Genomic DNA, 13,134 nt, shown 5'->3' on the forward strand with positions numbered 1-13,134 from the left:
AAACGGGAGCTACCCCTTGAAGGCGAGTCATCTGGTATGGTTATTAACAGCCTCTCCGGAGAGGGGCAGAACCCTTTTTAAATAGGTTCTTCGACTCGATATCTCTATGCCCACGCGAAAAGCGATCCAATCCGATTCCGCTGCCGGTCCGGCTCGGAATGCGACCGAGCCACCGAAATGGCGACGCTCCACGTATGCACGAGTGCTGGCGTTGATGGTGATTGCTGTCGGCGTCACTGGGCTGATGTTCGCATGGGCGACGGGATGGTGGCTGCCTCCGATCGCCCACGAGGGGGCGACGCAGGGGCAGTTGCAAGCGTCTCCTGAACAGGTGTCTGAGCGAGTGCTCGCCAGTCTTCCGTTGGCCGTCCAGCAACAAATCCGGGGCTGGAACCACATGATCTCCACCAATTTTGCGGGCGATGAGGCATGTGCGGAGTGCCATCAGGACGAGTATGAAGCGCACCTTCGGTCAGGGCATTCCCAGACGGCGGTGCTCATGAACGGCTCTTCCTTGGCAGGCAAGCTCACTGAACAGAAACGCTATGAAGACCCTCGGCGCGATCAAGTGTTCGAATTCTTAGCAAGCAATGGTCAGTTCGTGGTCCGGGACGGAGATTCCCCCCAGGATGCATTCGTTCCCGTCACCTGGTTGCTCGGTTCGGGCACTCACGCGCAAACCCCCATTGCTGTCGACGAGGCAACGCAGCGCGGCGTCGAACTGCGATGGTCCTACTTTCCCTCGCAAAATCGGGTCGGCTTAACCCCTGACCACGAACGCTACGATGATTTCGCCCAACGCACGATCGAGTGCTTTGGTCGCCCCATGGATGATGCTGATCTTCGAGCCTGTTTGGGCTGTCATAGCACGATGATGCCACCGCCGAGTCTGCCTGTCCTCAATTCGATGGTGATCGCCAACGTGGGTTGCGAGCGATGTCATGGCCCCCGTAAAAAGCACGTCGAATTGGCGCACCTCGGACGGGCCGAGGAAGCCAAACCGCTGCTGCAATACGAAACGGCAGCGGACTATATGGCGGCCTGTGCAACCTGCCATCGGGATGCATCCTCCGTCACCCCCGACGTGTCGCCTCAGAAAGCGGCGCGTTTCCAACCCTACGGAATCCAACGCAGTCGGTGTTACCTGGAAACGCCGGGTAACATCACCTGTTCGACCTGCCATGATCCGCATGACACCGTTTCACAGGACCGCGCCAGCTCGATCGACCAGTGCCACCAGTGTCATCAGCAAGGCGCATCGAGTACCTGTACCCATCAACCCGGCGGCGATTGCATCGACTGCCACATGCCGTTGGTGCCGTGGACATCGGGGATCGCGTTTCACGATCATTGGATACGAGTCCCTGAAAGCGAAACGACCGATGATGGGGGAACCCATCGCGTGAAATCGGAATCCACAGAGAATGGATCCAGGAGCCCTTAGATGACTGTGCTCGCACATACGACACCGGACGCGGGTTCGGTCCAACACGCCTCCAATCCACGAGAGCAGGACGGTAAGGAGCCGCGAGGAAGCAACGGTCTTTCTCCCCAAGACCAACAGAGGACGCCCGGGTTGCCGAGTTCTCGGCCGCGCGGAGGCTTTTTGTTCTCGCCCGCGATTGACCTGTTTTTCATTGTCAACGCGTTCTGGCCGCTGCTCTTGATCGTCGACTTTTTCGGTGGCGTGACGACCCATCAAAGTCTCCTGTTCTGGCAGATCTACTTTGTGACGGCGCCGCATCGCTGGATCACGCTCGTCCTGGTCAGTGTCGACCATCACAAGGGACTTGACCGCCGCCGTCACTTCTTCGCTTGGGGCGCCGCCATTCTTGTCGGTTGTCTTTGCGTGAAGATGGGTACGGGCTCTTTATTGTGTTTGGGGGTGATCGATTACATCTGGAACGCCTGGCACTTCGCCTCTCAGCACCACGGTGTGTTTCGCATCTACCAGCGCCGGCGAAGTGCTGATGCCGCGGCGGGGCAGCAACCACCGAGTCGATTGTCGCTGTCTACCGACAAGGGACTTTTTCGCGGTTTCATGCTCTATGTCATCGCACGCGTTGCAGGTTGGGGATGGACCGAGGGACCACTCGATGGCTTTCAATGGGTTTCGACCGTCGATTGGTTTGTCTTGCTGATTCCCGCCGCGTTGGTATGTCGCCAGTTCAGCCAGTGCTTTGTAACGCGCACAGCATCGGTAGCGAGTGTGGCGTACTTGACCAGTGTGATGACGCTCTTTTCCGCTCTGCTGATCGCTGCCCACTATGAGCACACACCTTACGTGGTCGCCTTAGCGCTGGCATCAGCGATATTCCATTCATTGGAATACATGTCAATCGTGACGTGGTCGATGAACGGACCTCGTAAAGAAACGAGATCGAACCCGCTGGTCAGGCTCTCGCAAATGTGGTTGCTGTTTCTGATCATCTTTGTCGTGGTCATCGGGCTGGGCAACTACGCTCTCTCACGTGGCTACTTTGAGTTTTGGGTGTTTATCAATCTTGTCGTCGCGTTCTGGCACTACTGCTTCGATGGCATGATTTGGAAATCTCGAAAACCTTCTTCGACCGCCGATCCGCTTAAGCCAGCGACGACATGACCCACTTTCTCGTTTCACCCCGCGTGGCTTGGTTTGCCTATCTCGCAGCCGTGCTCACGGTGATCGCTTTTTGTTGCTTGGCCTTGTCGACCGGCGAGGGCGTCTTGTGGGAGTACGGCCGGTGGGACGTCCTGGCGTGTAGTTTTCTCGCAGCGATGCCGCTGAGCTTAATGCTGGCTCAGACCACGCGGAACGCAAGCCCGGGATGGAGATTTTCTGTCTTCTGCGGATGTTTGCTAATCGCCTTTGCGTTCGCAGTGATCCCGCCATCGATCGGCAGGTTTACGCAGCTATCACTTGGCTGGCTGACGGTCTGTCGATGCCTGGTCGCGGTCGCATCGATGACCGCGGTGGCCATCGCAGCGACATGGATCTATCGGGGCGAGTCGTTGCCCGTGCCGATCCAGCGGTCGTGGAAAATGTTCCTCATGATGAGTCTGTTCGCGGCGTTCGTCCCGGCAGCCTATGTCGACGCCGTCGCCGATGGTCTCCGAGCGGATTTGGAAAACAGTCTGCAATCGCGCCGCTTTGCCCTGGCCTATCGACAATCCAAAGTCCTCTGGCAGCTCGATCCTGGGCTGCAGGTACAGAACAAACCTTTGGCACAGCAGATTCCTCAACTGCAGCGAGCCGTATCGCAACTCGCTGCCGAGGCGAGCCGGCCGCTGCCCTCGGATGCCTCCGTTGCTGAGATCGGGCAGCGGGTCACGATCCTGATGCATCTCGACGAGAATGAGGAGGCGTTGCGGCTACTCAAGCCGTTGACGCGTGGGGCACGTTTTCAACCGATTGGTTTGGACTATCAAGGCCTCTGTTGGCAGAGACTGCGGCAGTACCGCGAAAGCCTCTCGGCCTACCAAGACGCCGTTTCCTATTGGACCCAGCAACCCGACAGTGATCGAAAACAGGTCAGCTTGGCGAGTGCATGGAAGGGCATCGGCTTCGCCGCGCGGCATTTGAGCCAACGCAGTTTAGAAGAGGAAGCGTACCGCACGCTCGTCGAGTTGGCGCCCTCCGCCGAGAACCACTTCCTGCTAGCTCAGTGTTACAGCGAGCATCAAAAATCGAAGCTGGCCGCCGAGCACTCAGCGATCGCGGTGCGGCTCAACCCGGACCTGCAGCCAGAATCAACGTCGATGCTGACGTCAATGTCACGCGATCATTTCGGTTGTCTGCAGATTCCCTAGGCAGTGCGTGATCATGATGGCGAGCGGCAGACAAGAAGCCGCCGTCTCGTCCACTGCCAAGTGGACCGTTCCCGCTTTCCTACCCGCACGAATAGCCATCGACAACGTTTGGTCGACTTGAAGGCTCTGCAGCGACGGATTGCATTCATGAGCGGGGGTTTAAATGCCGATTGAAGTAAGGGGAGTGCCTGTGCACGCGCGGCCGGAACGGGGGAAACGTCATGAGGAATATCATTAAAACCATGCTCACGCGGCGACACGCGGTGATGCTCGGGTACGCCCTCGGGTTTGCTGGATGGATCAGCGGGCAGGCTGCTTACGGGGAGGCCCCCAGCCCTCCGGTCGCGGCCGACGCCGCTTGGAAAACCGACTCCGATCAGGTGGCATCGCGAATTTTTCGTCTGCCCCCGGTCGATGTTCATGTTGATCGGGTGGTTGTGACGGCGATTGCCGTGGACCCTCGGGGCGAGTTCTTAGCCGTCGCGGGAGATGATCACGTTATCCGCATCTTGAATGCTGAAACGCTCGGAATTGTTCACGTTCTCGGCGAAGGTGGGTCCACCAAGTCGTCGACGCCGGGACATTTTGATTGGATTCGCACGTTGGCGTTTGACGCTTCGGGCAATCGGCTGGCGTCGTCAGGAAACGATGGACAGTTGATACTGTGGGACCGCCGTCGGGACTTTGCGGCCTTGCAGGAGATCGATTCGGCTCCGGCATTGGCCTGTGTGCGATTTGCTGCTTCGGGGAAACAGATTGCTGCGGTGGGGTTTGACTCGCGCGTCTTCTTGATTGGCAACACAGCCAACACGATGCCGGTGCTGCGGTGTCAGTGTGTCGATTTGCGATGTTGCACCTACCGAGATGATGGGAGTGCACTCGCCGTGGCGGGCCGCGACGGACGTATCCATCTCTTTGATCCCGCCACCGGCGAGACATTGATGGAGCAAAAGCTGCATTCTGGACGCGTCCGTGATATCGCCTTCATGCCGGCTTCGGACGTACTTGTCAGCGTCTCCGAAGACGGTGAGATGATCCGCTATGACACGGGAAGCAAACAGCTCCTGTCGCAGCAGAAGATTACATCCGGTCGGCTGTTTTCACTTGCGGTCATCGATGAACACACGATCGCGGCCGCTGGCAGCGATGATGAGATCCACATCGTTCGCGTCGGCGAGGATGATCGTGAACTGCATGTTCAAGCGAAGCTCAACGGGCATGTTGGCACGGTATCCACTCTCGTTGTCAACCGCGGCAATTTGATCTCGGGAGGGTTTGATGCCACCCTTCGGCGATGGGACCTGTCCAGGTCACTCGTCTCTGAGAACAAGATCGCATTGGGGAATGAGTCGGGATCAGTGCCTCTGATTCCAACGCCCCGGTAGACAGCAGCGACTAAGCGATCGACTGCAACGAGATTTCGGGAGAACGATTAGGTGGCACAGGGAGGTGCCCGTCATGTTCTGGAAACATATCGAAGGTTTTTGTGCGACACTCGGATTCTCGGGACGCGGTTCGTCCGCGAAGCTCGATAGCGCGAGATCGGAGTCGGCCGGGGCGCGGCGTAGCAAGCTCAGTCGGCTCATCGCAGCGACGTCCACGCACGCCGGTATGCATTCGAGAAGCATGCGGGTGGAGTCGCTCGAACCCCGACGACTGATGGCGGCCGATCCGATTCACGTCGGCGTGGTTTATGTCGAGACGGATTACTTGGAGTCCGATGTTGGGAGTGATTCCGAGGGAGATCGGTTCATCGTTTCATTCACCGGTGGTGCGCCGGGAACGAAGTTAACCGAGCTTCGTATTCGGACGGACAAAGACGACGATGGACTGAGCGTTGGCGACCTCATCTTTGACACCGACGAGGGCGGTCGCGGCAAGAACGGATACCATTCCTTCAGCCTGGTGCCTGGTCAATCCGAGGAAGCGACCGCTGAGGTTGCTGATGGAGGGCAAGAGCTGATCCTGCGCCCGACGGACTTTCAGGCCGGTGACCGGCTGATCTTCACCATCGACGTCGACGAGGTGCTTCGCAACCTCGCTGATCTCGATCAGTTTAACGAACGGCTCGACGTGATCGCATCGGGGCAAGAGTTCCAGGACTCAATTCTCGAAGCGAAGTTTGAAGCCCCCAACTACTTCGAATCCTCCGCCGATTCGATCTTCCTCAACGACTATGGCGATCCGAATGCCGACTATGGATTGGAGCTGCCGCCCGATCAAGGCGACGACGTTGATAGTCTTCCCAACCGCTCGGCCGCAGCCGTGGGCAGCGTCACGCAGACCCCTCGTCCCGCATCGGTCAGTGGTTTCGTTTACCTCGACAACAACGACTCGGGCACCAAGGATGCCGGCGAAGAAGGGCTGGCGGGAGTTCGTGTGCGGTTGGAACCGATCGACACGATCGAAGCCCAGGCACCGCTAATCACAACGACCGCTGCCGATGGTTCCTACGAGTTCACCGGAGTGATGCCGGGTCGCTACCGCATCGTGGAGCTCGATCAACCCGAGGACACGGACGATGGTACCGATGCGGCCGGAACGATATCCGGACAAATCGTCGGTACCGCCATGAACCCCGGGGATGAAATTCGCGACGTCGTGCTCGGCGGTGGCGATTCAGGCATCCACTACAACTTCGGCGAGTTGCCACTCGGTTCGCTCGGCGGTTTTGTCTACCTGGTCAACCCAGGCGAGGACTGCGAAGGGCCTCACGATGCCACCAATAGCAATCCCATTGAGGGCGCCGAAGTTCGCCTGATCGACGCCAGTGGCAAGACAGTCGCCACCACCTACACCGGAGCCGACGGTAGCTATCGCTTTGATGACCTGCATGCGGGCGTGTACAGCATTGTCGAGATCACCCCCGCAGGCTTGCTCGATGGCGAAGCGCACGCGGGTGATATCCAGACCCTCGCTTCAGCGCTACTCGCGGCATCCGGGGTGGCGATCGACGGTGGTCGAATCCAGAACATCGAGCTGCCGTCGGGCGGAAACGGCAGCGAGTACAACTTCTGCGAAGCGGCACCCGGTTCATTGTCCGGCCAGGTCTACCACGACCGCAATGACAATGGTCAGCGAGATGACGGTGAAGAGGCGATCGAGGGGGTTGCTTTGGATTTGGTGGGATCCGATGGAACCGTCGTGGCCACCGCTCGGACCAACGCCCAGGGCGTCTATCGATTCGAGAACCTAACGCCGGATGAATACCGGATTGTCGAATCCCAGCCCGCTGGATACATCGACGGCAAAGATCAAGTGGGCACGATCGATGGAGTGCTTACCGGACGATTCGGCAGCGACGAAGATTCTTTCGTCGACGTGGACCTGCGCCAAGGACTCCACGGCATCGGCTATGACTTCGGCGAACGCCAAGTCGGATCGTTGAGCGGTCAGGTCCATGTTGACCTGGACGGTGATTGCCTATTCGACCCCGGTGAGCCCACCCTCGAGGGTGTGCAGATTGAGCTCAAGGACGCCAGTGGTACGACCATCGCCACGACAACCACCGACGCCGATGGTATGTACCGGTTTGATAATCTGTTGCCGGGTACCTATACCGTCATCGAGCACCAACCCAGTGGCTACTTTGAGGGCGGTGCCAGCGTTGGATCGCTCGGTGGCGTGACGGACGGCCCCAACCGGATGGACCAGATCACGATTGGGTCGGGCGAGCAAGGCGAGGACTACGATTTCTGTGAACAGCTGCCTGCGGAACTGTCCGGCGTCGTCTATGTCGACCTCGATGGCGATTGCGTGCACGACGACGATGAGGAAGGCTTAGCTGGGGTGTTTGTTGAGTTGCTCGATAGCTCGGGTAAGGTCGTGGCCAGCACGACAACCGACGCTGCCGGTCTGTACTCGTTCTCCAATCTGCGTGCCGGCGAGTACACCGTTCGCGAAACGCAGCCCAGCGGTTACTTCCAGGGCGGCCAGACCGCTGGAAGCAATGGTGGCAACACATCCGTCGATGATCATATCTCTTCGATCCCCGTCGGCTGGGGAGACACGCTGACAAACTATAACTTCTGCGAGGTGCTGCCGGCGGGCCTCTCAGGAGTCGTCTACGTCGATCGCGACGCGGACTGCATTCGCGACGAAGGCGAAGAGGGATTGGAAGGCGTGCTGATCGAGTTGCTCGATGAATCGGGTACGGTCATCGACAGCACGACAACGGACAGTCAGGGGCGGTACTCGTTCACCGAACTGAAAGCCGGTGAGTATACCGTTCGTGAAACGCAGCCGAGTGGTTACTTCCAAGGCGGCCAGAAAGCGGGCAGCGGTGGTGGCGATGCGTCCCTCGCCGACCATATATCAGCGATCTCGGTCGGCTGGGGGGAGACACTCACCGACTATGACTTCTGCGAAGTCCTGCCCGCCGAGCTCTCGGGGATCGTCTACGTCGATCGCGATGCCGATTGCATACGCGATGAAGGCGAAGAGGGTTTGGCAGGGGTGTTGATCGAATTGCTCGACGATTCGGGGAAGGTCGTCGCCTCAACAACGACCGACGCGGACGGCCAGTACTCGTTCTCCAATCTGCAAGCTGGTGAGTACACGGTTCGCGAGACCCAACCGAGCGGTTACTTCCAGGGTGGCCAGTCCGCGGGCAGCGGCGGAGGCGATGCCTCTCTCGCCGATCATATTTCGGCGATCTCGATCGGCTGGGGAGATACTCTGACGGATTACGACTTCTGCGAAGTCCTCCCCGCCGAACTCTCCGGCGTCGTCTACGTGGATCATGATGCCGATTGCGTTCGCGATGACGAGGAAGAAGGGTTGGCAGGTGTGCTGATCGAGTTGATCAATGAATCTGGCGAGGTCGTCGGCACCACGACAACCGATGCCAGCGGTCGGTACACGTTCACTCAATTGGAGGCGGGGCAGTACACCGTTCGCGAAACACAACCCGACGGCTATTTCCAGGGCGGTCAGAAAGCCGGTAGCCACGGTGGTGACGCCTCTGTCGCCGATCACATCTCAGCGATCACAATCGGCTGGGGGGAACGCCTCACCGACTACAATTTCTGCGAGCAACTGCCCGGTACGATCTCAGGCAAGGTGTGGAGCAATCTCGATCGCGATGAAGAGTTCGATAGCAATGAATCCCCGATCGCTGGGGTCCTGATCGAACTGTCCGACGAGACAGGCGTGATCGCGACCACAACGACCGACGCGGAGGGCTGCTATGAGTTCACGGGTTTGCCTGCCGGACGCTATACCGTGACGGAGTACCAACCCGAAGGCTATTTTCAGGGTGGGCAAACAGTCGGCTTGTTGGGCGGTCGATCCTTGGAAGTGGACGTCATCGGTGAGATCGATCTCCAGGGTGGCGATCAGGGAACTGGATACAACTTCTTCGAGCTCGCCCCCGTGACGATTTCGGGATACGTTTTCCAAGACGGCGGGGCACTCATCCTCAGCCAAGCCCCGGATCCCGAACAACTGCGCGAGCATCGCGATGGATTGCTCACCGACGATGACACTCGGTTAGGCGACGTCGTGTTGGAACTGCGTGATGCCGACGGAGTCTTGATCGATCCAGGCACCGATCAACTCGGAGGCACGTCAGGCGGCGTGCTGCGGGTGACGACCAATGCCGACGGTTACTATGAGTTCACGGGATTGCGGCCGTGGACGAGCTATTCTATCTACCAATCGCACCCCGAGGGCTTCGTCGACTCACTCGACACGGCCGGCACGACGGGTGGTCTCGCCATCAACCTGGCCGACTTTACCCAGCCCGGTGAATTGGAGGCGTTCCTCGACGGCCTGCGTGCGGGCAGCGATCCCAATTTCGATGCGATCTTCCACGTCCAGGTCGCTCCGGGAGGCACGAGCGCGAGCAACAACTTCAGCGAAATCGTAATCGAGGCACCACCGGTCGTACCGCAGTGGCCGTTGGATCTACCGACGACTGTCGATTCACCGACGGCTCCGATTGAAACCTTCCTGCCCTCGGCACCTCTTGAAGTGCTCCCGTATCTCGTGCAGGACGTCGCCCCACCGCTCATCGCCGACGATGAGTGGGAGGTCAGTTGGCACCTTAGCGTGATCAATGGTGGCTATCCAAGAGGCCAGGGGCAACAGCCCGAATCGGCAATCATGACCTCGCACGACGGCGGACTCAATGCCCAGCCCGCTTCGTTCCGGAGCCATGGTGACGAGGAACCGGATACGAAAAAGCTATCGGACATGTTGCTCGAGGTCGACCTGTCGGCGGGACGTTGGCAGATCCTACCGAGCAGCACCTCGGTATTGTCTGACTCCGTCGACGGCAGCAAGATTCGGCTCGGGCACGACGACGCCACCGCATTGACGGGTGACTTCGACGGCGACGGTGTGGATGAAGCGGTCTTGTTTCTCAATGGCCAGTGGTTCGTGGATCTCAACGGCGACGGCCAGTGGGACAAGGGCGACCTGTGGGTGCGTTTGGGCACGGCACTTGATCGGCCCGTCGTGGGCGACTGGGACGGCGACGGCAAAGACGACGTGGGCATCTTCGGACGCAGGTGGCAAAACGACGACCGCCGTATTCGCCAGGATCCTGGATTGCCCGACCCCGCCAACCAACGTCGCCGAAACCTACGACGAGTGGACCTGGTCCACCGTGTTCCCACCGAACACGAAAAGCAACAACGTGTGCTGATGCGCGGCCGCGATGGCGAGTTGCTCGCCGATGCCGTGGATCACGTTTTCCAGTACGGCGAGCAAGTCGATACGCCGGTGGCAGGGGATTGGAATGGCGACGGCATCGATCAAATCGGCGTCTTCCGCAGCGGGCAATGGATGCTCGACGAAGATGGCGATGGACGCTGGACCGGTAAAGATCGTCCGGTCAACTTCGGCGAACCCGGTGATGAGCCGATTGTGGGCGATTTTGATGGCGATGGGATTGATGAGATCGGCGTGGTTCGTGGTGATCTGTGGATCATCGACTCCGATGGTGACCGCCGGCTCACAGAGAACGACAAGCACATCCAAGTCCCACGTCCCGACGGCGATTCTCAACCGATCACAGGCGATTTTGATGGCGATGATCGGGATGACCCCGGCTACTATCAAGCTGCCGGATAAAGAATATCGGCTGGCCGTTCGAAGCTGCCTCGGCGTGAAGCCGGCAGGAAGGTAGGACGAACGCTTTTTCTCCGCAGACGGAGCATTGAGTTCTTTAGCGGGCGGGGCGTGTGAAGCGCACACCGACCATGGCCGACCGGCGAAGCGGTCGGGCGAGAATCGCAAACCACCCGGGCGAAAATCGCTTCGGGTGGTCGCTCCCTGGGGGGCTTCGCGTCGATTCGAGCCGGCTGACGCACAACAGACTATGAGCCTGCTCGGCCCCCTGCTCAATCGTTAGTTTACTGAGAAACTTGGCGTTTGAGCGTGTTGGCTCGGCGGATTGGCTTGCCGCGCCGATCCATCCCGATTGCTGCTTGGCTCTCTAACGACCGCGAGTCGGGGAATGGTAACTGTGTATACGAGTCCATGATTGGTTTGAATCGTAACAACTGCGGACGGTGCATTTGGCGACACGGCGACTTTCCTGAATGTGGAACAGGTTTCAATGACGGGCGATGAAACCGTTTCCTGCAAGACCTGTTCCACTCTCTAAAAAACGCGTGCAGAGACGGCGTACTCGGTGTTCTCGCCTCAAGTGCCTCGCCGTATGCACAGCGAGGTGACAACCGCGATTGACAATCCGGTAACCTGCGTTGACGCCGTATTTGGGGGCGTCAACTCAGGAAGACAAACCAGCGGCAGAATGGGTAGTGGCATGCCGGTTGCAATCAATCAGGATCGATTGCAAAGAACTGCTATTTTAAAACCTATGATATGGAAAGAAGTCGAAGATGGACGAAAAACTCTCTTCTGTTTTTTGGAACATTCAACAACGCAACGTTGGTGAACCGGAATTCATTCAGTCGGTCAAGGAAGTCCTCGAATCGATGGGTCCGGTACTCGCAAAGTATCCGAAATTTACCGAACAGAAGGTGATCGAGCGAATCTGCGAACCCGAGCGTCAGATTATTTTTCGGGTCCCCTGGCAAGACGATCGTGGTGAGGTCCATATCAACCGGGGTTTTCGGGTTCAGTTCAATAGCTCGTTGGGGCCGTACAAGGGCGGCCTGCGATTTCATCCCTCGGTGAATCTGTCGATCATCAAATTCTTAGGATTTGAACAGATCTTCAAAAACGCGTTGACCGGGATGCCGATTGGCGGCGGCAAGGGTGGTAGCGACTTCGATCCGAAAGGCCGCAGCGATGATGAGGTGATGCGGTTCTGCCAAAGCTTCATGACCGAGCTGTCCCGGCACATTGGCGAATACACGGATGTACCGGCAGGTGATATCGGCGTTGGCAAACGGGAGATCGGCTATCTGTTTGGGCAATACAAACGCATCAGCAACCGATATGAGTCGAGCGTCTTGACCGGCAAGGGCCTCAGCTTCGGTGGAGCACTCGTTCGCACCGAGGCAACGGGATACGGACTGGGCTACTTCGTCCAAGAAATGCTCGCGGCCAAGAACGAGTCTCTTGAGGGCAAGACCTGTGTGGTGTCCGGTGCTGGCAATGTGGCCATCTACGCCATCGAGAAAGTAACTCAGTTGGGCGGGCGGGTGATCGCGTGTTCCGATTCCAAAGGCATGATCCATGACGACGAGGGGATCGATTTGGAAACGCTGAAACGGATCAAGGAGGTTGATCGGGCGTCCGTCGAAAAGTACTGCGAGACGCGGAAGCAGGCGAAGTATCGCCGCGGTGGCAATCTATGGGAACTGCCCTGCGACGTGGCACTGCCCTGCGCGACGCAAAATGAACTGACCGGTCGGGATGCCGATGCACTGATCCGCAACGGTTGCAAGATCGTCGCCGAGGGTGCGAACATGCCGACAACCCCCGAGGGGACCGCCAAACTCATTGCGGCGGGTGTCGCCTATGCGCCCGGGAAAGCCGCCAATGCAGGGGGCGTCGCGACGAGTGCGCTGGAAATGCAGCAGAATGCGTCTCGCGATGCATGGTCATTTGAGTTCACCGAACGCCGACTCGCGACCATCATGAAGGACATCCATGACCGATGTCTCGAGACAGCTGATGAGTTTGGAGTCCCTGGCAACTACGCTCAGGGCGCGAACATCGAGGGATTCATGAACGTCGCCGATGCGATGCAGTCACTCGGGTTGATTTAGCACAGCTGAAACAGCGCAACGATAGTGGCCCTCCGATCGGCTCGTCCGCGAGAACTCCAAGTTGGCAGGCTCTGCTTTCAAACTGGACAAGTCCCCACGAAAGCGGGTCGAACGCTCGTTTCAGATGACGAGCACGGATTGCTGCGTGAGCGTCGAC

At 58.6% G+C, this 13,134-nt stretch carries 6 protein-coding genes; all 6 read left to right on the top strand.

What is annotated here, in order from left to right; genetic code table 11:
• The first annotated feature begins 106 nt into the window (after positions 1 to 106).
• The 6 genes from CA85_RS06925 (at position 107) to gdhA (ending at position 12,977) form a co-directional block, all read left to right on the top strand.
• Complete coding sequence (locus CA85_RS06925) at positions 107 to 1,444, top strand: multiheme c-type cytochrome (protein WP_246112567.1); 1,338 nt, start codon at positions 107 to 109, stop codon at positions 1,442 to 1,444.
• Positions 1,445 to 2,602 (top strand): hypothetical protein, encoded by a 1,158-nt coding sequence (locus CA85_RS06930; RefSeq protein ID WP_246112568.1) that lies wholly within the window; start codon positions 1,445 to 1,447, stop codon positions 2,600 to 2,602.
• Complete coding sequence (locus CA85_RS06935; RefSeq protein ID WP_146390597.1) at positions 2,599 to 3,789, top strand: tetratricopeptide repeat protein; 1,191 nt, start codon at positions 2,599 to 2,601, stop codon at positions 3,787 to 3,789. Before CA85_RS06930 ends, CA85_RS06935 begins: the two co-directional genes overlap by 4 nt.
• Positions 3,790 to 4,010: 221 nt before the next feature.
• A complete protein-coding gene (locus tag CA85_RS06940) occupies positions 4,011 to 5,174 on the top strand; it encodes a WD40 repeat domain-containing protein (protein WP_246112569.1) in 1,164 nt (387 codons plus the stop codon).
• 241 nt (positions 5,175 to 5,415) lie between these two features.
• Complete coding sequence (locus tag CA85_RS06945; protein WP_456236669.1) at positions 5,416 to 10,866, top strand: SdrD B-like domain-containing protein; 5,451 nt, start codon at positions 5,416 to 5,418, stop codon at positions 10,864 to 10,866.
• A 773-nt stretch (positions 10,867 to 11,639) separates the two neighbouring features.
• Positions 11,640 to 12,977 carry an NADP-specific glutamate dehydrogenase gene (gdhA, locus tag CA85_RS06950; protein WP_146390599.1) on the top strand — a complete coding sequence of 446 codons (1,338 nt, stop codon included), beginning with the start codon at positions 11,640 to 11,642 and terminating at the stop codon, positions 12,975 to 12,977.
• The last annotated feature ends 157 nt before the right edge of the window (positions 12,978 to 13,134 follow it).

This window comes from Allorhodopirellula solitaria (assembly GCF_007859855.1).
Classification (GTDB): Bacteria; Planctomycetota; Planctomycetia; order Pirellulales; family Pirellulaceae; genus Rhodopirellula; species Rhodopirellula solitaria.

Excerpts from the sequence above, each read along its gene's own strand:
- CA85_RS06925 (WP_246112567.1), top strand. The coding sequence starts at position 107 with ATGCCCACGCGAAAAGCGATCCAATCCGATTCCGCTGCCGGTCCGGCT.
- CA85_RS06930 (WP_246112568.1), top strand. The coding sequence starts at position 1,445 with ATGACTGTGCTCGCACATACGACACCGGACGCGGGTTCGGTCCAACAC.
- CA85_RS06935 (WP_146390597.1), top strand. The coding sequence starts at position 2,599 with ATGACCCACTTTCTCGTTTCACCCCGCGTGGCTTGGTTTGCCTATCTC.
- CA85_RS06940 (WP_246112569.1), top strand. The coding sequence starts at position 4,011 with ATGAGGAATATCATTAAAACCATGCTCACGCGGCGACACGCGGTGATG.
- CA85_RS06945 (WP_456236669.1), top strand. The coding sequence starts at position 5,416 with ATGCGGGTGGAGTCGCTCGAACCCCGACGACTGATGGCGGCCGATCCG.
- gdhA (WP_146390599.1), top strand. The coding sequence starts at position 11,640 with ATGGACGAAAAACTCTCTTCTGTTTTTTGGAACATTCAACAACGCAAC.